16 protein-coding genes, 2 tRNA genes and 3 rRNA genes are annotated in these 23781 nt (G+C 57.8%); 12 read left to right on the forward strand and 9 right to left on the reverse strand.

From position 1 onward, the window contains the following. Positions 1 to 7 precede the first annotated feature (7 nt). Positions 8 to 1180, forward strand: coding sequence for a multidrug efflux MFS transporter periplasmic adaptor subunit EmrA (emrA, locus tag EGY12_RS02450; protein ID WP_033649764.1), 1173 nt, complete (start codon positions 8 to 10; stop codon positions 1178 to 1180). 17 nt (positions 1181 to 1197) lie between these two features. Next, positions 1198 to 2736 (forward strand): multidrug efflux MFS transporter permease subunit EmrB, encoded by a 1539-nt coding sequence (gene emrB / locus EGY12_RS02455; protein ID WP_123892465.1) that lies wholly within the window; start codon positions 1198 to 1200, stop codon positions 2734 to 2736. A gap of 60 nt (positions 2737 to 2796) precedes the next feature. On the opposite strand, the gene EGY12_RS02460 is transcribed toward emrB, so the two are convergent. Beyond that, positions 2797 to 3885: a tRNA/rRNA methyltransferase gene (locus tag EGY12_RS02460; RefSeq protein WP_015378876.1), complete on the reverse strand. Its 1089-nt coding sequence runs from the start codon at positions 3883 to 3885 to the stop codon at positions 2797 to 2799. A 207-nt stretch (positions 3886 to 4092) separates the two neighbouring features. Here EGY12_RS02460 and trxC point away from each other — a divergent pair, with 207 nt between their 5' ends. The 4 genes from trxC (at position 4093) to pssA (ending at position 9521) form a co-directional block, all read left to right on the forward strand. After that, a complete protein-coding gene (gene trxC / locus EGY12_RS02465; RefSeq protein ID WP_004928868.1) occupies positions 4093 to 4512 on the forward strand; it encodes a thioredoxin TrxC in 420 nt (139 codons plus the stop codon). A 114-nt stretch (positions 4513 to 4626) separates the two neighbouring features. After that, positions 4627 to 5316 carry a tRNA-uridine aminocarboxypropyltransferase gene (locus EGY12_RS02470; RefSeq protein WP_123892466.1) on the forward strand — a complete coding sequence of 230 codons (690 nt, stop codon included), beginning with the start codon at positions 4627 to 4629 and terminating at the stop codon, positions 5314 to 5316. Positions 5317 to 5364: 48 nt separating this feature from the next. After that, on the forward strand, positions 5365 to 8013 hold the full coding sequence (locus EGY12_RS02475) for a bifunctional acetate--CoA ligase family protein/GNAT family N-acetyltransferase (protein WP_123892467.1): 2649 nt from the start codon (positions 5365 to 5367) through the stop codon (positions 8011 to 8013). 152 nt (positions 8014 to 8165) lie between these two features. Continuing rightward, positions 8166 to 9521 (forward strand): CDP-diacylglycerol--serine O-phosphatidyltransferase, encoded by a 1356-nt coding sequence (gene pssA / locus EGY12_RS02480; protein ID WP_172962897.1) that lies wholly within the window; start codon positions 8166 to 8168, stop codon positions 9519 to 9521. Positions 9522 to 9557: 36 nt separating this feature from the next. On the opposite strand, the gene EGY12_RS02485 is transcribed toward pssA, so the two are convergent. From EGY12_RS02485 to gmhB, 7 genes are all read right to left on the reverse strand, one after another. Continuing rightward, positions 9558 to 10868, reverse strand: coding sequence for an MFS family transporter (locus EGY12_RS02485; RefSeq protein WP_123892469.1), 1311 nt, complete (start codon positions 10866 to 10868; stop codon positions 9558 to 9560). Positions 10869 to 11126: 258 nt separating this feature from the next. Next, positions 11127 to 11242, reverse strand: a 5S ribosomal RNA gene (gene rrf / locus EGY12_RS02490). Between the two features lie 106 nt (positions 11243 to 11348). Then, positions 11349 to 14254 (reverse strand): 23S ribosomal RNA (locus EGY12_RS02495). A gap of 207 nt (positions 14255 to 14461) precedes the next feature. Then, a tRNA-Ala gene (locus EGY12_RS02500) sits at positions 14462 to 14537 on the reverse strand. A gap of 38 nt (positions 14538 to 14575) precedes the next feature. Further along, positions 14576 to 14652, reverse strand: a tRNA-Ile gene (locus EGY12_RS02505). A gap of 74 nt (positions 14653 to 14726) precedes the next feature. Beyond that, positions 14727 to 16268: ribosomal RNA gene (locus EGY12_RS02510) — 16S ribosomal RNA — on the reverse strand. The 16S, 23S and 5S rRNA genes sit together here with 2 tRNA genes alongside, the layout of an rRNA operon. Before the next feature lie 392 nt (positions 16269 to 16660). After that, entirely contained in the window at positions 16661 to 17224 is a 564-nt protein-coding gene (gmhB, locus tag EGY12_RS02515; protein WP_015378880.1) for a D-glycero-beta-D-manno-heptose 1,7-bisphosphate 7-phosphatase, read from the reverse strand. 187 nt (positions 17225 to 17411) lie between these two features. Here gmhB and metN point away from each other — a divergent pair, with 187 nt between their 5' ends. The 6 genes from metN to proS all read left to right on the forward strand — a co-directional run bounded on the left by metN (position 17412) and on the right by proS (position 23007). After that, positions 17412 to 18443, forward strand: coding sequence for a methionine ABC transporter ATP-binding protein MetN (gene metN, locus EGY12_RS02520; protein ID WP_004932012.1), 1032 nt, complete (start codon positions 17412 to 17414; stop codon positions 18441 to 18443). Further along, complete coding sequence (locus tag EGY12_RS02525; protein ID WP_123892470.1) at positions 18436 to 19089, forward strand: methionine ABC transporter permease MetI; 654 nt, start codon at positions 18436 to 18438, stop codon at positions 19087 to 19089. Before metN ends, EGY12_RS02525 begins: the two co-directional genes overlap by 8 nt. 40 nt (positions 19090 to 19129) lie before the next feature. Beyond that, on the forward strand, positions 19130 to 19945 hold the full coding sequence (locus EGY12_RS02530; RefSeq protein WP_123892471.1) for a MetQ/NlpA family lipoprotein: 816 nt from the start codon (positions 19130 to 19132) through the stop codon (positions 19943 to 19945). Between the two features lie 114 nt (positions 19946 to 20059). Continuing rightward, the gene (gene rcsF / locus EGY12_RS02535) at positions 20060 to 20464 is read left to right on the forward strand and encodes an Rcs stress response system protein RcsF (protein WP_025304011.1); all 405 of its coding nucleotides are present in this window, start codon (positions 20060 to 20062) and stop codon (positions 20462 to 20464) included. Continuing rightward, the gene (gene tsaA / locus EGY12_RS02540; RefSeq protein WP_123892472.1) at positions 20461 to 21168 is read left to right on the forward strand and encodes a tRNA (N6-threonylcarbamoyladenosine(37)-N6)-methyltransferase TrmO; all 708 of its coding nucleotides are present in this window, start codon (positions 20461 to 20463) and stop codon (positions 21166 to 21168) included. The genes rcsF and tsaA overlap by 4 nt, the downstream gene beginning before the upstream one ends. A gap of 120 nt (positions 21169 to 21288) precedes the next feature. Continuing rightward, positions 21289 to 23007, forward strand: a complete 1719-nt coding sequence (proS, locus tag EGY12_RS02545) for a proline--tRNA ligase (protein WP_123892473.1) — start codon at positions 21289 to 21291, stop codon at positions 23005 to 23007. Between the two features lie 62 nt (positions 23008 to 23069). On the opposite strand, the gene nlpE is transcribed toward proS, so the two are convergent. Beyond that, positions 23070 to 23753 (reverse strand): envelope stress response activation lipoprotein NlpE, encoded by a 684-nt coding sequence (gene nlpE, locus EGY12_RS02550; RefSeq protein WP_123892474.1) that lies wholly within the window; start codon positions 23751 to 23753, stop codon positions 23070 to 23072. Positions 23754 to 23781: the final 28 nt, after the last annotated feature.

Below are 23781 nucleotides of genomic sequence, written 5' to 3' on the forward strand. Positions count from 1 at the left end.
GAACACCATGAGCGCGAGCGCGGAAATCCAAAACCCGCAGCAGCCGAGCGGCAAAAAGAAGCAGCGTAAATTTTGGCTGCTGTTGCTGACGGTTATTTTCATTGTTATAGGGGTGGCTTACTTAGTGTATTGGTTCCTGGTGCTGCGTCATCACCAGGAAACCGACGACGCCTATGTCTCCGGCAACCAGGTGCAGATCATGGCCCAGGTGTCCGGCAGCGTGAACAGCGTCAACTTCGACAACACCGACTACGTCAAGCAGGGCGACGTGCTGCTGACGCTCGATCCGACCGATGCCGAGCAGGCGTTTGAACGCGCCAAGACCGGCCTGGCCAACAGCGTGCGGCAGACCCACCAGCTGATCATCAACAGCAAGCAGTATCAGGCCAACATCGCCCTGCGCAAGACCGATCTGAGTAAGGCCGAGAACGATCTGAAGCGCCGCGTGGTGCTGGGCAGCGTTGACGCCATCGGCCGCGAAGAGCTGCAACACGCTCGCGATGCGGTCGACAGCGCCAAGGCCGCGCTGGAAGTGGCGGTGCAGCAATACAACGCCAATCAGGCGATGGTGCTGAACACCCCGCTGGAACAGCAGCCGGCGATCCAACAGGCCGCCGCGCAGATGCGCGATGCCTGGCTGGCGCTGCAGCGTACCAAGGTGATCAGCCCGATCACCGGCTATGTCTCGCGCCGCAGCGTGCAGGTCGGTGCGCAAATCGCCGCCGGTTCGCCGCTGATGGCGGTGGTGCCGGCCGATCACATTTGGGTTGACGCCAACTTCAAGGAAACCCAGATCGCCAACATGCGCATCGGCCAGCCGGCGACGGTGGTCAGCGATGTCTACGGCGACGACGTGGTGTACCAGGGCAAAGTGGCCGGTATCGACATGGGCACCGGCAGCGCCTTCTCGCTGCTGCCGGCGCAAAACGCCACCGGCAACTGGATCAAAGTGGTGCAACGTCTGCCGGTGCGCATTGAGCTCGACGCCAAGCAGGTGGCCGATCATCCGCTGCGCATCGGTCTTTCTACGCTGGTGACCGTTGACACCGCCAACCTGGACGGCCGCGTGCTGGCCGACGTTGTGCGCGACAAACCGCTGTACCAGAGCGACGCGTTGGCGTTGAATCTGGCGCCGGTTAACCAACTGATCGCCGACGTGATCCATGCGAACGCCGGCTAAGCGCGCGGGAGGCCATCTTGCCACAGAAACCGCTTGAAGGCGCCCAGCTTGCCTGGATGACGGTCGCGCTCGCCATGGCGACCTTCATGCAGGTGCTGGACTCCACCATCGCCAACGTGGCGATCCCCACCATTTCCGGTAACCTCGGGTCTTCAAACTCGCAGGGCACCTGGGTGATCACCTCGTTCGGCGTGGCGAACGCCATCTCGATTCCGATCACCGGCTGGTTGGCGAAACGCTTCGGCGAAGTGCGGCTGTTCCTTTGGTCCACCGCACTGTTCGCCCTCGCCTCCTGGCTGTGCGGCATCTCCAACAGCCTCGGCATGCTGATTTTCTTCCGCGTGATCCAGGGCGTGGTGGCCGGGCCGCTGATCCCGCTGTCGCAGAGTTTGTTGCTGAACAACTATCCGCCCGCCAAGCGGGCGATGGCCCTGGCGCTTTGGTCGATGACCGTTATCGTCGCGCCGATCTTCGGGCCAATCCTCGGCGGCTACATCAGCGACAACTACCATTGGGGCTGGATCTTCTTCATCAACATCCCGATCGGCGTCTTCGTGATCGTGGCGGCGATGGCGACGTTGAAGGGGCGGGAAACCAAAACCGAGATCAAACCGATCGACACCGTCGGCCTGGTATTGCTGATCGTCGGTATTGGTTCGCTGCAGATCATGCTCGATCAGGGCAAAGAGCTGGACTGGTTCAACTCGACCGAGATCATCACGCTCACCGTCGTAGCGGTGGTGGCGCTGTTGTTCCTGGTGGTGTGGGAGCTGACGGACGACCATCCGGTGGTGGATCTGTCGCTGTTTAAATCGCGCAACTTCACCATCGGCTGCCTGTGTATCAGCCTGGCCTACATGCTGTACTTCGGCGCCATCGTGCTGTTGCCGCAGCTATTGCAAGAGGTGTACGGCTATACCGCCACCTGGGCGGGGCTGGCGTCGGCGCCGGTCGGGCTGATCCCGGTGCTGCTGTCGCCGATCATCGGCAAGTTCGGCAACCGGCTCGACATGCGTCGGCTGGTCACCTTCAGCTTCATTATGTATGCCGTGTGCTTCTACTGGCGCGCCTATACGTTTGAACCGGGTATGGACTTTGGCGCTTCCGCCTGGCCGCAGTTTGTCCAGGGCTTCGCCATCGCCTGCTTCTTCATGCCGTTGACCACCATCACGCTGTCCGGCCTGCCGCCGGAACGCATGGCGGCGGCGTCGAGCCTGTCGAACTTTACGCGAACGCTGGCGGGTTCGATCGGTACCTCGATCACCACCACTCTATGGACGCAGCGCGAATCGCAGCATCACGCGCAGCTGACGGAGTTCGTCAACCCGTACAACCCGCAGTCGCAGGAAATGTACCGGCAGTTGGAGCAGCTCGGCATGAGCAAGCAACAGGCCTCGGCCTACCTCGCCAACGAGATCACCGCACAGGGCCTGATCATCTCCGCCAACGAGATCTTCTGGCTGTCGGCCGGGGTGTTCCTGGTGCTGCTGGCGCTGGTGTGGGTGGCGAAACCGCCGTTCAGTTCCGGCGGTGGTGGGGGCGGCGGCGCTCACTAAGCTTCAATAAACGAAACGGGCGCCCTGGGGCGCCCGTTTTTTTATCCGACGTAGAAAAGATTACGCCTGATTCTGACGCCACCAGTCCGCCAACAGAATGCCGGTCGCCACGGAAACGTTCAGGCTTTCCACTTTGCCGGTGCCGCCGATAGACACGTTCATGTCGCCCTGCTGCCAGGCGCTGTCGCTCAGACCGTCGCGTTCCTGGCCCAGCACCAGCACCATCTTGGCCGGCAGCTTGGCCTGCGCCAGCGCGGTGCCTTTGTGGCTGGAGGTGGTGACGATGGTATAACCCGCCTTGCGGAAGGTATCCAGCACCGACAGGAAATCGTCGGCGTTGATCGCCTTGATGTGCTCCGCGCCGCCTTCTGCGGTACGCACCGCCGCGCCGGATTCCAGCAGCGCCGGATCCTGCAGCAGCACGCCGTTGACGCCGAAGTGGGCGCAAGAACGGACGATGGCGCCCAGGTTATGCGGGTTACCCACTTCTTCCAGCGCCAGCACGCAGTCGGTCGCCGGTGCGCTTTTCAGGTAGGTCTGCGCATCCAGGCCCTGACGCTTTTTGATCAGGAAGCACACGCCACCGTGGTGCTCAGTGCCGGAAGCCTTGGCCAGCTCTTCCTCATCCACCACGTGGTAAGCCTTGCGGTTAGCCGCCATCCAGCGCAGCGCTTCGCGGAAACGCGGGGTGACCGACTGCACGAACCAGGCGCGCACAATCGCTTCCGGACGGCTGGCGAACAGCGCCTGACAGGCATTTTCACCGTAAACGCGGGTTTCTTCCGCACGCTGGCGGCGCAGCTGTTCCGGATCGATAAAGCTCTTGCCGCTGATACCGCCGTGATCGAACGCCGGCTCTTCATTCGGCGCGCGCGAAACGGTTCTCCACGGTGACTCGTTGCCACCGCGATCTTCAGAGCGCGCCGGGCGGCGAGGACGATCGCTTTCACTGCGGCGGGAGTCGGCACCGCGGCGATCGTTACCGCCGCGCGCCTTGTCTTGACCGGTGCGGCCCGAGCGCGCACCGTCAGCCGGACGGCCTTTGCCGGCCGGACGTTTATTCTTGTTGCGGTCGTCGCCGTTGTCGTCGTCACTGCGGACGTACATCACTTTGACTTTACCGTTCTTGCCACTAAAGGAATCGTTCATTGTCTTCTCCACCAACGCGCAGGGCGCGAAGATTACCTGATGTTGGTGCACGAAGCCACCAACTTGCGCTAAAAGCTCCCAACTATCACATCCATTGAACAAACCTCATTGTTCATGCGCCGGGTTTTGCCGATAATTGTCAGCATTAAAGAAACATCTCCGCAACCGTGTTGCGGGGACCATGCTTTCTCTGTACCCGAGGTCAACATGAATACAGTTTGTGCAGCTTGCAATGCCACCAACCGCGTGCCGGAAGAACGTCTGGCGGACAACGCGAAATGCGGCCGCTGCGGCCATGAGCTCTTCGACGGTGAAGTGATTAACGCCACCGCCGCCACGCTGGACCAGTTGCTGCAGGACGATCTGCCGGTCGTGGTCGATTTCTGGGCGCCGTGGTGTGGCCCATGCCGCAGCTTTGCGCCGATCTTTGAAGACGTGGCCGAAGAGCGCGCCGGCAAAGTGCGCTTCGTGAAAGTGAACACCGAAGCCGAGCCGGAGCTGAGTGCCCGTTTCCGCATCCGCAGCATCCCGACCATCATGGTGTTCCGTCAGGGCAAGATGGTCGACATGCTCAACGGCGCGATGCCGAAAGCGCCGTTTGACAACTGGCTCAACGAGTTAGTGTGATTCGGCAAGTATAGGCCGTATCCCGCCATCGCGCGCGCACGCGCGCCGATCAAGCCCGCCCCTCCCGGCGGGCTTTTTTCTGCGTTACAATAGCGGTTTTTCCCCAGGATCGTTATGACCGACAACGCCGTACTTCGCCTGCGCCAATTCCGTTTAGACCGCGCCACCCGCCCTTTTTTGGCGCGCGGTTGCCGGGTGGCGCGTTGTCAGGGATGCCTGCTGCCGCATAAAAACTGCCTGTGTGACACCATTCGCCCGCAGCAGGCCGGCAGCCGTTTCTGCCTGATCATGTTCGGCGCCGAGCCGCTCAAACCCAGCAATACCGGCCGTCTGATCGCCGATATTCTGCCGGACACCCAGGCGTTCCTCTGGTCGCGCACCGAGATCGATCCCGCCCTGCTGGCGGCCATCAACGATCCTGCGCGGCAGCCTTATGTGGTGTTCCCCGCCTCCTACGCCGACGCCGAACGGCCGGTGTTCAGCGAGTTGCCCGCCGGCAGCAAACCGCCGCTGTTCATCATGCTGGACGGCACCTGGGCGGAAGCGCGCAAAATGTTCCGTAAAAGCCCGTACCTCAATCAATTCCCGGTGTTTTCCCTCAACGTCGACGCCGCATCGGCCTACCAGCTGCGCGAAGCCAGCCGCGCCGAGCAACACTGCACGGCGGAAGTGGCCGCCGCTCTGCTGCAACAGGCAGGCGATCTGTCGGCCGCCGACGGCTTGAATCAGCATTTCCGCTATTTCCGTCAACAGTATCTGGCGGGAAAACCGACCCGGCCGGAGGCACCGGTCACAGCAATGTAGCCATAAAGCGCCTAAAATCAGGCGTAACGTTGCCAAAAGGAGCCGTGCATGAGCCAGCGAGGGTTAGAAGCGCTACTACGTCCCAAATCGATCGCCGTTCTGGGCGCTTCGCAGCAGCCCGGCCGCGCCGGCAACCTGATGATGAGCAACCTGCTGGCCGGCGGTTTCGGCGGGCCCATCTTGCCGGTCACGCCGCGCTACAAGGCGGTATGCGGCGTAATGGCCTATCCCGACGTCGCCAGCCTGCCGCTAACGCCTGATCTGGCGATCATCTGCACCCACGCCAAACGTAATCTGGCGCTGATTGAAGCGCTGGGCCAACGCGGCTGTAAAACCGCCGTCGTGCTCTCTTCGCCGCCGGAACAGTTCGCCGAGCTGAAGGCCTGCGCGCAGCGCTACGCCATGCGGCTGTTGGGCCCCAACAGCCTGGGGCTGCTGGCGCCGTGGCAGGGCATCAACGCCAGCTTCTCGCCGGTGCCGATCCAAAAAGGCAAGCTGGCGTTTATCTCGCAGTCCGCCGCCGTGGCCAACACCATTCTCGACTGGGCGCAGCAGCGCGAAGTCGGCTTCTCCTACTTCATCGCGCTGGGCGACAGCCTGGACATCGACGTCGACGACCTGCTCGACTTTTTGGCGCGCGACAGCAAGACCAGCGCCATTTTGCTGTATCTGGAAAACATCAGCGACGCACGGCGGTTTCTCTCCGCCTCGCGCAGCGCCTCACGCAACAAGCCCATTCTGGTGATCAAAAGCGGCCGCAGCCAACAGGCGCAGCTGCTGCTCAACAGCCAGCTGGGATTGGACGCCGCCTATGACGCCGCCATCCAGCGCGCCGGCCTGCTGCGCGTGCAGGATACCCATGAGCTGTTCTCGGCGGTGGAAACCCTCAGCCATATGCATCCCTTGCGCGGCGAACGGCTGATGATCGTCAGCAACGGCGCGGCGCCGGCGGCGATGGCGCTGGACGAGCTGCTCGGACGCAACGGCAAGCTGGCCACGCTGAGCGATGAGAGCCTGGCGAAATTGAGCGACGCGCTGCCGGATTTCATCCGTGCCGGCAACCCACTCGACCTGCGCGATGACGCCACGCCGCAGCGCTTCCTGGCGGCTCTCGAAGCGCTGCTCGACAGTCACGACTATGACGCGCTGCTGTTAATCCACGCGCCAAGCGCGGCGGCCCCCGGCACCGCCACGGCGGAACGGCTGATCGAGGTGTTGCACCGCCATGCGCGCGGCAAGCGCATTACGCTGCTGACCAACTGGTGCGGCGAATACTCTTCGCAAGAGGCGCGCCGATTATTTACCGAGGCCGCCATTCCGACCTACCGCACGCCGGAAGGCGCGGTGACGGCTTTTATGCATATGGTGGAATATCGCCGCAACCAGAAACAGTTGAAAGAGACGCCGGCGCTGCCGGTCGGCCTGACCGCCAACACCGCCGACGCTCACCGCCTTATCCATCAGGCGCTGGCCGAAGGCGCCACCCAGTTGGATACCCACGAGGTGCAATCCATTCTGCAGGCCTATGACCTGAGCACCCTGCCGACCTGGATTGCGGAAGACAGCGCCGAAGCGGTACACATTGCCGAACAGATCGGTTACCCGGTGGCGCTGAAGCTGCGTTCGCCGGATATCCCGCACAAATCGGAAGTTCAGGGCGTCATGCTCTACCTGCGCACCGCGACCGAAGTGCAGCGCGCGGCGGAAGCGATCCTCGACCGCGTGAAGCGCACCTATCCCCAAGCGCGCATCCATGGCCTGTTGGTGCAGAGCATGGCCAACCGCGCCGGCGCCCAGGAGCTGCGCATCGCGGTAGAGCAGGATGCAATTTTCGGCCCGCTGATCATGCTGGGCGAAGGCGGCGTGGAGTGGCGCCAGGAAAATCAGGTGGCGGTCGCGCTGCCGCCGCTGAACATGGCGCTGGCGCGTTATCTGGTGCTGCAGGCGGTGAAAGGCGGCAAGATCCGCGGGCGCAGCGCGCTGCGGCCTTTGGATATCCCTGGGCTGAGCCGCCTGCTGGTGCAGGTCTCCAATCTGATCCTCGACTGCCCGGAGATCGCCCGGCTGGATATTCACCCGGTACTGGCCTCCGGCAGCGAATTCACTCTGCTGGACGTTTCGATGCAGCTCGCACCCTTCAGCGGCGATCCGCAGGCGCGGCTGGCGATCCGCCCTTATCCGCAGGAGCTGGAAGAGACCATCGCGCTAAAAGACGGCAGCCAATGCCTGTTCCGTCCGATCCTGCCGGAAGACGAGCCGGCGCTGAAGCATTTCATCGACCGGGTGACCAAGGAAGATCTCTATTATCGCTACTTCAGCGAGATCAACGAGTTTACCCATGACGATTTGGCCAACATGACGCAGATCGACTACGATCGAGAAATGGCCTTTGTGGCGGTGCGCGCAGACGAGATCATCGGCGTGACCCGCGCGCTGTCCGATCCGGACAACACCGATGCCGAGTTCGCCGTGCTGGTGCGTTCCGATCTGAAAGGCCTAGGCCTGGGCCGTCAGCTGCTGGAGAAAATGATCGCCTATGCGCGCGCTCATGGCCTGACCCGCCTGAGCGGCATCACCATGCCAAATAACCGCGGCATGATCGCACTGGCGCAGCGGCTGGGCTTTGGCATCGAGGTGCAGCTTGAGGATGGCATCGTCAATCTGACGCTGCCGCTGCAGGCCGCCGACGCGCAGTGACCTGCGTCGCAATGCGCTACGAATCCACCACTTAACGCCAAAACATACGCACAATCGAGGCAACTAATGGTATTATCGCCCGATTATTCGGTTTATTGTTTTTAAGCCTGTGGCGTTCCGGCCATCAATCATGAGAGAAGAAACGCACTGTGATGTTGTCAAAATTTAAACGTAGCAAACATCAACAACACCTTGCACAACTGCCCAAACTCCCCCAGACGGTTGCTGATGTTCGTACGTTGTACGCGCCGTCCGACTTTCGCACTACGCTGCTGGACGCCATCGCCAACGCCACTCAACGCATCTATCTGGTGGCCCTGTATCTGGAGCATGACGACGCCGGGCGCGAGATCCTCAACGCGCTGTATCAAGCCAAGCAGCGGCGGCCCGAGCTGGAAATCTGCGTGCTGGTCGACTGGCACCGCGCACAGCGCGGGCGCATCGGCGCCGCCGCGGCCAATACCAACGCCGACTGGTACTGCGCCATGGCCAGCCAGCATCCGGAGCAGTCGGTACCGATCTACGGCGTGCCGGTCAATACCCGTGAAGCGCTGGGCGTACTGCATCTGAAGGGCTTCGTAGTCGACGATACCGTGATCTACAGCGGTGCCAGCATCAACGACGTTTATCTGCATCAGCATGAGAAATACCGTTACGATCGCTACCAGTTGATCACCAATGACGTGTTGGCCGATACCCTGATCGATTACATCAAGCAGCATCTGCTCACCGCCGGTGCCGTACAGCGCCTCGATCGCAGCGATCGGCCGAAAAGCCCGGAGATCAAAAACGAGACCCGTCTGTTCCGTTTCGCCCTGCGCCGCGCCGGTTACCACTTCCGCGGCAAGGCCGGCAACGATGAGTTGGCGGTGACGCCGATGGTTGGGCTTGGCAAGCAAAGCGTGTTGAATAAAACCATTCATCACCTGATGTCCTGCACCGACCAGAAACTGACGCTGTGCACCCCCTATTTCAACCTGCCGGCGCTGCTGGTGCGCAACATCATTTATCTGCTGCGCCAGGGCAAGCAGGTGGAGATCATCGTCGGCGATAAAACCGCCAACGACTTCTATATTCCGGAAGATCAGCCGTTCAAAATCATCGGCGCGCTACCCTACCTGTATGAGATCAATCTGCGCCGCTTCCTGAGCCGATTGCAGCGTTACATCGACACCGGCCAATTGATCGTACGTTTGTGGAAGGATGGCGATAACAGCTATCACCTGAAAGGCATGTGGGTAGACGAAGAGTGGCAGCTGATTACCGGTAATAACCTCAACCCGCGCGCCTGGCGGCTGGATCTGGAAAACGCCATTCTGATCCACGATCCTAAGCAAGAGATGCGCGAGCAACGGCAGAAAGAGCTGGAATGCATCCGCACGCACACCACTGTGGTCGGCCATTATCAGGAGCTGCAAAGCATTCAGCAGTACCCGATCAAGGTGCGCAAGCTGATTCGCCGTCTACGGCGTATCCGCATCGATCGGCTGATTAGCCGTATCCTGTAAACGCGACTCTGACCCCGGCCAAGGCCGGGGTTTTTATTACAGCTGTATCTCCTTGCCTTTTCGATGCAGCCGGAGAGAGACCAGCAACGCCAGCAGGCACATGCCCGATACGTACCAGAAAAAGGCATTCTCCACGCCGAACGATTTAAGCGATAGCGCGACATATTCTGCCGAACCGCCGAACAGGGCATTCGCTACCGCATAAGACAAGCCAACTCCTAACGCGCGCACCTCTGGTGGGAACATCTCGGCTTTAAGCAGCCCACTGATTGCGGTGTAAAAGCTGACGATGAATAACGCCAGCACGATCAGACCGAACGCCATAAAGGGGTTGGTTACCTCTTTCAGGGCAAACAGGATCGGCACCGTCAGCACGGTGGCCAATGCCGAGAAGATCAGCATTGAGCTGCGACGGCCGATTTTATCCGAGAACGCGCCGACCGCTGGCTGCAGCAGCATGAAGACGAACAGTGCGACGGTCATGATGGCGCTGGCCAGCTTGGCGTCCATACCGGCGGTGTTCACCAGATATTTCTGCATGTAGGTGGTGAAGGTGTAGAAGGTCAGCGAACCGGCGGCGGTAAAGCCCAGCACCATCAGAAACGCCTTGCGGTTTTTCCACAGCCCCGTCAGCGAACCGGCATCTTGGTGGTTACGCGTCTTCGCATCGGAGGTTTCATTCAGCGAACGGCGCAGGTACAGTGCCACCACCGCCAACACCGCCCCCAAGGCAAACGGAATACGCCATCCCCAGGCCTTCAGCTCACCGGCGGACAAAATCTGCTGCAGGATCACCAATACCAGCAGCGCCAGCAGTTGCCCGCCAATCAGCGTGACATATTGGAACGACGCATAGAAGCCGCGTCGGCCCTTGATCGCCACCTCGCTCATATAGGTAGCGCTGGTGCCGTATTCTCCGCCTACCGACAATCCCTGAAACAATCGCGCGATCAGCAACAGCGCCGGTGCCCAGCTGCCGATCGACTCATACGTCGGAAGACAGGCGATCACCAGCGATCCGGCGCACATCATGCAGACCGAAAGCAGCATGGAGTTTTTTCGGCCATGCTTGTCGGCAATGTAGCCGAACAGCCAGCCGCCAATCGGCCGCATAAAGAAGCCGGCGGCGAATACCCCGGCGGTTTGCAGCAGCTGTGTAGTGCTGTTGCCCGCTGGAAAAAATGAGGCGGCAAAGTAGATTGAGCAGAAGGAGTAGACGTAAAAATCAAACCACTCCACCAGATTGCCTGACGAAGCCCCGACGATAGCAAAAATGCGTTTTTTGTTATCCAGCGCCCCCTGTTCGACGCCGTGCTCATCCCCAAGAGCCGATGTTGTTTCTGTCATGATGTATTCTCCGAGCCATAACAATGATGAAGTTCGGCGTCCTGCTGCCCTGGTTGTTACTTTATTGTTATTTATAAGTTAACAGCCAAACTTAATAGCGGACGAAGAATATCTGTGACTCATGCAAAAAATGAATTGGTTTTGTGATGAATATAGAATCGTTAGATGAAAGATGAAGCGGATTACAACGGGGATTTTCCATTTTACGCACAGCAAAAAGCCCTGAACGTCAGTTCAGGGCTTTCGGCTTTATTTGATGCCTGGCAGTGTCCTACTCTCGCATGGGGAGACCCCACACTACCATCGGCGCTACGGCGTTTCACTTCTGAGTTCGGCATGGGGTCAGGTGGGACCACCGCGCTATTGCCGCCAGGCAAATTCTGTTTCATTCCAACCGCGTCACTTTCGTGTCGCCATCAGAACCAATCTGTAAACAAGCTGAATATTGTCCTGGTCTCACCAAAACATCTTCGGTGTTGTAAGGTTAAGCCTCACGGATCATTAGTACTGGTTAGCTCAATGCATCGCTGCACTTACACACCCAGCCTATCAACGTCTTAGTCTTAAACGTTCCTTCAGGGGCCTTGAAGGCCCAGGGAAGACTCATCTTGAGGCAAGTTTCGCGCTTAGATGCTTTCAGCGCTTATCTTTTCCGCACTTAGCTACCGGGCAATGCCATTGGCATGACAACCCGAACACCAGTGGTGCGTTCACTCCGGTCCTCTCGTACTAGGAGCAACCCCTCTCAATCTTCCAACGCCCACGGCAGATAGGGACCGAACTGTCTCACGACGTTCTAAACCCAGCTCGCGTACCACTTTAAATGGCGAACAGCCATACCCTTGGGACCTACTTCAGCCCCAGGATGTGATGAGCCGACATCGAGGTGCCAAACACCGCCGTCGATATGAACTCTTGGGCGGTATCAGCCTGTTATCCCCGGAGTACCTTTTATCCGTTGAGCGATGGCCCTTCCATTCAGAACCACCGGATCACTAAGACCTACTTTCGTACCTGCTCGAGCCGTCACTCTCGCAGTCAAGCTAGCTTATGCCTTTGCACTAACCTCACGATGTCCGACCGTGATTAGCTAACCTTCGTGCTCCTCCGTTACTCTTTGGGAGGAGACCGCCCCAGTCAAACTACCCACCAGACACTGTCCTCACCCCGGATCACGGGGCCGAGTTAGAACATCAAACATTAAAGGGTGGTATTTCAAGGATGGCTCCACGCAGACTGGCGTCCACGCTTCAAAGCCTCCCACCTATCCTACACATCAAGGCTCAATGTTCAGTGTCAAGCTATAGTAAAGGTTCACGGGGTCTTTCCGTCTTGCCGCGGGTACACTGCATCTTCACAGCGAGTTCAATTTCACTGAGTCTCGGGTGGAGACAGCCTGGCCATCATTACGCCATTCGTGCAGGTCGGAACTTACCCGACAAGGAATTTCGCTACCTTAGGACCGTTATAGTTACGGCCGCCGTTTACTGGGGCTTCGATCAAGAGCTTCGCCTTGCGGCTGACCCCATCAATTAACCTTCCAGCACCGGGCAGGCGTCACACCGTATACGTCCACTTTCGTGTTTGCACAGTGCTGTGTTTTTATTAAACAGTTGCAGCCAGCTGGTATCTTCGACTGGCTTCAGCTCCATCCGCAAGGGACTTCACCTACATGCCAGCGTGCCTTCTCCCGAAGTTACGGCACCATTTTGCCTAGTTCCTTCACCCGAGTTCTCTCAAGCGCCTTGGTATTCTCTACCTGACCACCTGTGTCGGTTTGGGGTACGATTCAATGTTACCTGGAGCTTAGAGGATTTTCCTGGAAGCAGGGCATCAACTACTTCTGCACCGTAGTGCATCGTCATCACGCCTCAGGGTTAACATGCAACCGGATTTACCAGGTCACACCCCCTACACGCTTAAACCGGGACAACCGTCGCCCGGCCAGCCTAGCCTTCTCCGTCCCCCCTTCGCAGTAACACCAAGTACAGGAATATTAACCTGTTTCCCATCGACTACGCTTTTCAGCCTCGCCTTAGGGGTCGACTCACCCTGCCCCGATTAACGTTGGACAGGAACCCTTGGTCTTCCGGCGAGCGGGCTTTTCACCCGCTTTATCGTTACTTATGTCAGCATTCGCACTTCTGATACCTCCAGCAACCCTCACAGGCCACCTTCAACGGCTTACAGAACGCTCCCCTACCCAACAACGCCTAAGCGTCGCTGCCGCAGCTTCGGTGCATGGTTTAGCCCCGTTACATCTTCCGCGCAGGCCGACTCGACCAGTGAGCTATTACGCTTTCTTTAAATGATGGCTGCTTCTAAGCCAACATCCTGGCTGTCTATGCCTTCCCACATCGTTTCCCACTTAACCATGACTTTGGGACCTTAGCTGGCGGTCTGGGTTGTTTCCCTCTTCACGACGGACGTTAGCACCCGCCGTGTGTCTCCCGTGATAACATTCTTCGGTATTCGGAGTTTGCATCGGTTTGGTAAGCCGGGATGGCCCCCTAGCCGAAACAGTGCTCTACCCCCGAAGATGAGTTCACGAGGCGCTACCTAAATAGCTTTCGGGGAGAACCAGCTATCTCCCGGTTTGATTGGCCTTTCACCCCCAGCCACAAGTCATCCGCTAATTTTCAACATTAGTCGGTTCGGTCCTCCAGTTAGTGTTACCCAACCTTCAACCTGCCCATGGCTAGATCACCGGGTTTCGGGTCTATACCTTGCAACTAATCGCCCAGTTAAGACTCGGTTTCCCTACGGCTCCCCTATACGGTTAACCTTGCTACAAAATATAAGTCGCTGACCCATTATACAAAAGGTACGCAGTCACACCACGAAGGTGCTCCCACTGCTTGTACGTACACGGTTTCAGGTTCTATTTCACTCCCCTCGCCGGGGTTCTTTTCGCCTTTCCCTCACGGTACTGGTTCACTATCGGTCAGTCAGGAGTATTTAGCCTTGGAGGATGGTCCCCCATATTCAGACAGGATGTCACGTGTCCCGCCCTACTCATCGAACTCACGACCTGTGCATTTTAGTGTACGGGGCTATCACCCTTTGCTGCGCGACTTTCCAGACGCTTCCACTAACACACAAGCCGATTCAGGTTCTGGGCTCCTCCCCGTTCGCTCGCCGCTACTGGGGGAATCTCGGTTGATTTCTTTTCCTCGGGGTACTTAGATGTTTCAGTTCCCCCGGTTCGCCTCATGCCACTATGTATTCATGACATGATAGTGTGTCGAAACACACTGGGTTTCCCCATTCGGGTATCGCCGGTTGTAACGGTTCATATCACCTTACCGACGCTTTTCGCAGATTAGCACGCCCTTCATCGCCTCTGACTGCCTAGGCATCCACCGTGTACGCTTAGTCACTTAACCTCACAACCCGAAGATGTTTCCATCGTTCGCGCTGCAAACATTTGAGAGACTCTATGACAGGTTACTCTTTATCCCAGTACTTCTACGGAGGGACAAATTTCAGCCGTCATGTTTCAATTTTCAGCTTGTTCCAGATTGTTAAAGAGCAAAATACTTCGCAGCATACTGTCGCCAATATACTCTGAAGTATTGAAATACCGGACTATATGGTGGAGCTAAGCGGGATCGAACCGCTGACCTCCTGCGTGCAAGGCAGGCGCTCTCCCAGCTGAGCTATAGCCCCATACAGTCACGCGCAGTACCTTTTCCACTTCCGAGAAGTGGTAGGCCTGAGTGGACTTGAACCACCGACCTCACCCTTATCAGGGGTGCGCTCTAACCACCTGAGCTACAAGCCTATAAAGGTATTTCTGCTCGTTACTTTCTATCAGACAATCTGTGTGAGCACGCCACTCGAATCAATATCTTTAGGTAAGGAGGTGATCCAACCGCAGGTTCCCCTACGGTTACCTTGTTACGACTTCACCCCAGTCATGAATCACAAAGTGGTAAGCGCCCTCCCGAAGGTTAAGCTACCTACTTCTTTTGCAACCCACTCCCATGGTGTGACGGGCGGTGTGTACAAGGCCCGGGAACGTATTCACCGTAGCATTCTGATCTACGATTACTAGCGATTCCGACTTCATGGAGTCGAGTTGCAGACTCCAATCCGGACTACGACATACTTTATGAGGTCCGCTTGCTCTCGCGAGGTCGCTTCTCTTTGTATATGCCATTGTAGCACGTGTGTAGCCCTACTCGTAAGGGCCATGATGACTTGACGTCATCCCCACCTTCCTCCAGTTTATCACTGGCAGTCTCCTTTGAGTTCCCGGCCGAACCGCTGGCAACAAAGGATAAGGGTTGCGCTCGTTGCGGGACTTAACCCAACATTTCACAACACGAGCTGACGACAGCCATGCAGCACCTGTCTCAGAGTTCCCGAAGGCACCAATCCATCTCTGGAAAGTTCTCTGGATGTCAAGAGTAGGTAAGGTTCTTCGCGTTGCATCGAATTAAACCACATGCTCCACCGCTTGTGCGGGCCCCCGTCAATTCATTTGAGTTTTAACCTTGCGGCCGTACTCCCCAGGCGGTCGATTTAACGCGTTAGCTCCGGAAGCCACGCCTCAAGGGCACAACCTCCAAATCGACATCGTTTACAGCGTGGACTACCAGGGTATCTAATCCTGTTTGCTCCCCACGCTTTCGCACCTGAGCGTCAGTCTTCGTCCAGGGGGCCGCCTTCGCCACCGGTATTCCTCCAGATCTCTACGCATTTCACCGCTACACCTGGAATTCTACCCCCCTCTACGAGACTCTAGCTTGCCAGTTTCAAATGCAGTTCCCAGGTTGAGCCCGGGGATTTCACATCTGACTTAACAAACCGCCTGCGTGCGCTTTACGCCCAGTAATTCCGATTAACGCTTGCACCCTCCGTATTACCGCGGCTGCTGGCACGGAGTTAGCCGGTGCTTCTTCTGCGAGTAACGTCAATTGATGAGCGTATTAAGCTCACCACCTTCCTCCTCGCTGAAAGTGCTTTACAACCCGAAGGCCTTCTTCACACACGCGGCATGGCTGCATCAGGCTTGCGCCCATTGTGCAATATTCCCCACTGCTGCCTCCCGTAGGAGTCTGGACCGTGTCTCAGTTCCAGTGTGGCTGGTCATCCTCTCAGACCAGCTAGGGATCGTCGCCTAGGTGAGCCATTACCCCACCTACTAGCTAATCCCATCTGGGCACATCTGATGGCAAGAGGCCCGAAGGTCCCCCTCTTTGGTCTTGCGACATTATGCGGTATTAGCTACCGTTTCCAGTAGTTATCCCCCTCCATCAGGCAGTTTCCCAGACATTACTCACCCGTCCGCCGCTCGTCACCCAGGGAGCAAGCTCCCTTGTGCTACCGCTCGACTTGCATGTGTTAAGCCTGCCGCCAGCGTTCAATCTGAGCCATGATCAAACTCTTCAATTAAAAGCTTGATTTGCTTCCACTCGAGAAGCGATGCTCAAAGATTTACTGCATGAATTTTACTTCAGTTAGTCACTCTTCAAGACTTGATATTTTTTTGCATCCGAAGATGCTGGATATCGTCTTGTGGAGTGCCCACACAGATTGTCTGATAAATTGTTAAAGAGCAGTGAGTTAGGCGCTTTCGCTTGCTAACTCGAGGTGGCGTATATTACGCTTTCCTCTTTCAGAGTCAACCCTAATTTTCAGGATTTTTTCTCTTTCTTCCCGGCCGCTGTGTGAAGTGAATCACTTGCGCCGTGTCGATGGAGGCGCATTATAGGGAGCCGGTTCAGAATGACAAGCGATAATATGCATTTTTTATCTGACCGCTCACTATTCATTCGTAACGCCTATTAAACCCGCTTTTTGATGGCTGCCGGCAGGTCTGCCAGGCTATTTAGCACCCAATCGGCCAGCTTTTCGCCCTGTTCCGTCACCGGCTTGCCGGTACGCACCAGCACCTTGGTGCCGACGCCGGCCGCGATCGCCGCCTGCATATCTTCCGGTTTATCACCCACCATATAAGAAGCAGCCATATCAATGTTCAATTCCTGCTGCGCTTGCAGCAGCATACCCGGCTGCGGTTTACGGCAGTCACACACCTGACGATACTCTTCTACTACTGCTTCCGGATGGTGCGGGCAGAAATAGATGCCGTCGAAGTCGACGTCGCGATCGGCCAGCGACCAGTCCATCCACTCGGTCAGGTACATAAATTGGTCTTCGCTGAACTTGCCGCGCGCAATGCCGGATTGATTGGTCACCATCACCAGCGCGAAGCCCATTTTTTTGAGTTCGCGACAGGCGTCAATCACGCCGTCGATAAAGTGGAAGTTGTCGATTTCATGGACATAGCCATGGTCGACGTTAATCGTACCGTCACGATCGAGAAAAATTGCTGGAACGCTTTGTGTCACCGCTTTGCTCCTGAGGGGCTGAATACGCTGACAGTATCGCATGTTTTACCCCGCACTGAGAACGCCGGAGAACGTTGTTGGCCGTTGACTTAGACGTCTAGACGCCTTAACATCTGTCCATGCCTTGGTTCCACGCCGAGGTTTACTTTTATCTAGCCACGGGCAACCACGCTAAAATAAGAAGAATATGATTAAACTTTCTAACATCACTAAAGTGTTCCAGCAGGGTTCGCGCACCATTACCGCGCTCTCTGACGTGACCCTTCACGTCCCTGCCGGGCAAATCTATGGCGTTATCGGGTCTTCCGGTGCCGGCAAAAGCACGCTGATCCGCTGTGCCAATATGCTGGAACGCCCAACGTCCGGCCAGGTTCTGGTCGATGGTCAGGATCTGACTTCGCTGTCAGAAAGCGAACTGACGCGCGCCCGTCGCCAAATCGGCATGATCTTCCAGCACTTTAACCTGCTCTCTTCCCGCACGGTATTCGGTAACGTGGCGCTGCCGCTGGAGCTGGACAATACGCCGCGCGCCGAGATCAAAAAGCGCGTGACCGAACTGCTGGAGCTGGTCGGCCTGGCGGACAAACACGACGCCTACCCGGCCAACCTGTCCGGCGGCCAGAAACAGCGCGTGGCGATCGCCCGTGCGCTGGCCAGCAACCCCAAAGTGCTGCTGTGCGACGAAGCCACCAGCGCGCTGGATCCGGCCACCACCCGTTCCATCCTGGAACTGCTGAAAGACATCAACCGCCGTCTGGGGCTGACCATTTTGCTCATCACCCATGAAATGGACGTGGTGAAACGCATCTGCGACCAGGTCGCGGTCATCAGCCAGGGGCAACTGATTGAAAAAGACAGCGTCAGCGAGGTGTTCTCGCACCCGAAAACTCCACTGGCCCAACAGTTCATTCAGTCCACGCTGCATCTGGATATCCCGGACGACTACGCCGCACGTCTGTCACCGGAGCGCCAGGGCGACCGCCAGCCGCTTTTGCGCCTGGAGTTCACCGGCCAGTCGGTCGATGCGCCGCTGCTGTCTGAAGCCGCTCGCCGCTTCAACGTGAACAACAACATTATCAGCGCCCAGATGGATTATGCCGGCGGCGTGAAATTCGGCGTGATGCTGGCGGAGCTGCACGGCAGCGACGAAGACGCGCTGGCAACGATTAAGTTCCTGCAGGAAAATCAGGTGAAAGTAGAGGTTCTGGGTTATGTCTGAGGCAATGATGTGGTTGATGGCGCGTGGCGTGTGGGAAACCATCATGATGACCTTTGTCTCCGGCTTCTTCGGTTTCGTGCTCGGCCTGCCGGTAGGCGTGCTGCTGTATGTCACCCGTCCGGGGCAGATCATCGCCAACAATTCGCTGTATAAAATCCTGTCCGGGCTGGTGAACATCTTCCGTTCCATCCCGTTCATTATCCTGCTGGTTTGGATGATTCCGTTTACCCGCATGATCGTCGGCACCTCTATCGGTCTGCAGGCGGCCATTGTGCCGTTAACCGTGGGCGCCGCACCGTTCATCGCGCGCATGGTGGAAAACGCCCTGCTGGAGATCCCGTCAGGCCTGGTGGAAGCGGCGCGCGCCATGGGCGCCACGCCGATGCAGATCATCAAGAAAGTGTTGCTGCCGGAAGCCCTGCCGGGTCTGGTCAACGCCGCAACCATCACGCTGATCACCCTGGTGGGCTACTCCGCCATGGGCGGTGCGGTCGGTGCCGGCGGTCTGGGTCAAATCGGTTATCAATACGGTTATATCGGTTATAACGCCACAGTGATGAATACCGTATTAGTATTACTGGTAGTTTTGGTTTATCTGATCCAGTTCTGCGGCGATCGCATCGTCAAAGCCGTTACCCATAAATAGTTTCACAGCATGTTTAATGCGAGTCTAATGAGGAAGGGATATGTCGTTAAAATTTAAATCCATCGCGGCAATTGGCGCACTGATCGGTACTCTGGCTCTGGCGGGCTGTGGCCAGGATGAAAAGAATCCGAACCACATCAAGGTCGGCGTGATCGTCGGCGCTGAGCAGCAAGTGGCTGAAGTCGCTCAGAAAGTGGCGAAAGAGAAATACGGTCTGGACGTTGAACTGGTCACCTTCAACGACTACGTGTTGCCTAACGAAGCGCTGAGCAAAGGCGATATCGATCTGAACGCCTTCCAGCACAAGCCATACCTGGATCAGCAAATCAAAGATCGCGGCTACAAGCTGGTGCCGGTCGGCAATACCTTTGTTTACCCGATCGCCGGCTACTCCAAGAAAATCAAATCGCTGGACGAGCTGAAAGAGGGTTCTCAGATCGCACTGCCTAACGATCCGACTAACCTGGGCCGTTCGTTGCTGCTGCTGCAGAAAGTCGGTCTGATCAAACTGAAAGACGGCGTTGGCCTGCTGCCAACCGTGCTGGACGTGACCGAGAACCCGAAAAACCTGAAATTGGTTGAGCTGGAAGCGCCTCAGCTGCCACGCTCCCTGGACGATCAGCAGATCGCACTGGCAGTGATCAACACCACCTACGCCAGCCAGATCGGCCTGACGCCGGCGAAAGACGGTCTGTTCGTGGAAGATAAAGAGTCTCCTTACGTCAACATCCTCGTGGCCCGTGAAGATAATAAAGATGCGGAAAACGTGAAGAAATTCGTGCAGGCCTATCAGTCTGACGAAGTTGACGCCGCCGCCAACAAAATCTTCAACGGCGGCGCGGTGAAAGGCTGGTAAGCGCTTATTCGCCAATTTTATTCCTATAATTGCAAGACGGGCCAAGGCCCGTCTTGTTATTTCCGCCATAGATTGCTTCAATAGCGCCACTTTCATTAAGGCAGAGGAATCTCAATGCGTGTTTTACCTCTCTGTTTGTTAGCGCTCGCGCTGGCCGGATGTTCATCGCAACGTATCGCGCCGTCCTCAACAAACAGCACCAGCAAGCCGACCACGACCGCTCCGGCCAAGACCACGCCGGCCGCCCGCCCCGCTCCGGTAAAACTGTACAAAAGTGCAGAAGAGCTCGTGGGCAAACCGTTCCGCGATCTGGGTGAAGTGTCCGGCGAATCGTGCCAAACCACCGTACAAGACTCCCCTCCGAATCTGGCCACCGCCCGTAAGCGCATGCAAATCCGCGCGTCTTACATGAAGGCCAACGCCGTGCTGCTACACGACTGCCAGATTGTCAGCGGCGTCGCCGGTTGTTACCAGCAGGCCGTTTGCCAGGGCTCGGCACTTAACGTCTCGTCCAAATGACCGAATTCGTTTTCGAGCAGATCGGCGTGATCCGCTCGCCGTATAAAGAAAAATTCGCCGTTCCCCGCCAGCCGGGGCTGGTCGAAGACGGTGGCGGCGAACTGCTGCTGCTGCCGCCCTACAACCAGGCGGAGGCGGTACGCGGCCTCAGCGATTTCAGCCATCTGTGGGTGATGTTCATTTTTCATCAAACCCTGGAAGGTGGCTGGCGGCCGACGGTGCGCCCGCCGCGCTTAGGTGGCAATGCTCGCATGGGCGTGTTCGCCACCCGCTCCACCTTCCGCCCCAACCCGCTCGGCATGTCTCTCATTGAACTGAAAGGCGTGCGGGTAAAAAACGGCGAAGTGGCGCTGGAGCTGGGCAGCCTCGATCTGGTCGACGGCACCCCGGTGGTGGATATCAAGCCTTATCTGCCGTTCGCCGAGAGCCAGCCGCAGGCCCGCGCCGGCTTTGCTCAGGCCGCCCCCGCCGGCGATATGCCGGTGCATTTCGCGCCGCAGGCCGAGCAGCAGCTGCAGCAACATCAGGCACGTTACCCGCAATTAAGGCGTTTTATCAGCCAGGTACTGGCGCAAGACCCCCGTCCCGCCTATCGTAAAGGAGAGGACGTCGAGCGGGATTACGCTGTCTGGCTGCTGGATTTCAACGTGCGCTGGCGCGTCGCGGACGGTCATACCGAAGTGTTGGCGCTCGACCCGCGTTAAAATTCCGCCGCCTCTCTTTTGGCGACCCGCTCGCGCTGGTAAACTAAACCACTTTTGTCACTTTTGGCCGCCACTCTGGCAGCCCGATGCAATTTGCAGTTCTAACGGAACCAAAACACCATGCGTACTAGCCAATATCTGCTCTCCACACTGAAGGAGACACCTGCCGACGCCGAAGTGATCAGCCACCAGCTGATGCTGCGCGCCGGGATGATCCGCAAGCTGGCCTCCGGTCTTTACACCTGGCTGCCGACCGGCCTGCGCGTTCTGAAAAAGGTTGAAAACATCGTTCGCGAAGAAATGAACAATGCTAACGCGATCGAAGTTTCCATGCCGGTGGTTCAGCCTGCCGATCTGTGGCAGGAAAGCGGCCGTTGGGAGCAATACGGCCCCGAGCTGCTGCGCTTCGTCGACCGCGGCGACCGTCCGTTCGTGCTGGGCCCGACGCATGAAGAAGTGATCACCGATCTGATCCGCAACGAGATCAGCTCCTACAAACAGCTGCCGCTGAACTTCTTCCAGATCCAGACCAAGTTCCGTGATGAAGTGCGCCCGCGTTTCGGCGTGATGCGTTCCCGTGAGTTCCTGATGAAGGATGCCTACTCCTTCCATACCTCACAGGAGTCTCTGCAGGAGACTTACGACGCGATGTACGAAGCGTACAGCAAAATCTTCAGCCGCATGGGCCTGGATTTCCGCCCGGTGCAGGCCGATACCGGCTCGATCGGCGGTAGCGCCTCGCACGAGTTCCAGGTGCTGGCAGACAGCGGTGAAGACGATATCGTATTCTCCACCGGTTCCGACTTCGCCGCCAACATCGAGCTGGCGGAAGCGGTCGCGCCGGCGGCTCCACGCGCGGCGGCCGGCGAAGAATTGCGTCTGGTGGATACGCCGAACGCCAAAACAATCGCCGAGCTGGTCGAGCAGTTCCAGCTGCCGGTGGAAAAAACCGTGAAGACGCTGATGGTGCGCGCCACCGAAGAGAGCGGCCACAAGCTGGTTGCTCTGCTGGTGCGCGGCGATCATGAACTGAACGAAATCAAGGCCGAGAAGCTGGCGCAGGTTGCCGCGCCGCTGACCTTCGCCACCGAAGAAGAAATTCGCGCCATCGTCGGCGCCGGCCCGGGTTCACTCGGCCCGGTCAACCTGCCGATGCCGGTGGTTGCTGACCGCAGCGTGGCGGCGATGAGCGACTTTGGCGCCGGCGCCAACGTTGACGGCAAACACTACTTCGGCATCAACTGGGAGCGCGATCTGCCGCTGCCGCAGGTGGCCGATATCCGTAACGTGGTAGAAGGCGACGCCAGCCCGGACGGTCAGGGTACGCTACTGATCAAACGCGGCATCGAAGTGGGCCATATCTTCCAGCTCGGCACCAAGTACTCGGAAGCGATGAAAGCGACCGTGCAAGGCGAAGACGGCCGTAATCAGGTGCTGACCATGGGTTGCTACGGCATCGGGGTTACCCGCGTCGTGGCCGCCGCCATCGAACAGAACCATGACGAACGCGGCATCATCTGGCCGGACGCCATCGCGCCGTTCCAGGTGGCGATCCTGCCGATGAACATGCACAAGTCGTTCCGCGTGCAGGCGCTGGCCGAAGAGCTGTACAACACGCTGCGCTCCCACGGCATCGACGTGATCCTCGATGACCGCAAAGAGCGCCCGGGCGTGATGTTCGCGGACATGGAGCTGATCGGCGTGCCGCACTCTATCGTTATCGGCGATCGCAACCTCGACAACGAAGAGATCGAGTACAAGAACCGCCGCGTCGGCGAGAAGCAAATGATCAAAACCGGCGAAATCGTTGATTTCCTGCTGGGCCAGATCAAACGCTAAGCGACGAACGTCAGAAAATTAAAAAACCCGCTCAGGCGGGTTTTTTTTATATCCGAAATCGCTTATTTGCTGCTGCAGCTCTTGCTGCGGTCAAACGCGATTTTGCCGTCCGGCACCAGCGCCTTCTCGGTCAATCCTTCTTCCATCGACGGCTGCACGCTGAAATGCGCGCTGAACGTCAGGAACACCGGCTCGCCGGCGGTCTTGTATGCTTTGGCGTAACCCTGCTCCAGCGCGATGTTGTTGTCCACCGGGAAGGTTTTGCCGGTAGCGCAGTCCTTGAAGACCGCCGCGTCCGCCATATAGGTGTAGTTGCCTTTCAGCGTCATCGGCGTTTTAGGCAACGGCTTCTCAACCGGATCCAGACGGTAATTCAGCTTGGACTCGATCGGCACGCCGCTGCGATCCAGCATTTCCAGGCTCTTGCCCACCGGGCGGAAGTAACGTTTTTCGCCGCTGCTGTCGGTCAGCACCAGCTTATCCGCGGTGCGCGCCCATTTACCGTAATCGGCAAAGGTCTGATCGCCGTCTTTGGTGCCGCGATAGGTTTCCTGCAGCACGAAGGTGCCGTCCTCATCCAGGAACAGCGCCGTATCCAGACCGCCGCAATCGGCGCAAGGCAACACCCCTTGATAACTCTGCGGCATCGGCTGCAGCGGCTGTTCCTTCGGTTGATAATGATTGTTGCATCCCAACAACGAGAGTGCGCCTGCCGCGAGGAACAGGGCTACCGTAATTTTTTTCACAGTTATTCTCCTACTGTGTTCATGTATT

The organism is Serratia sp. FDAARGOS_506, from assembly GCF_003812745.1.
GTDB lineage: Bacteria > Pseudomonadota > Gammaproteobacteria > Enterobacterales > Enterobacteriaceae > Serratia.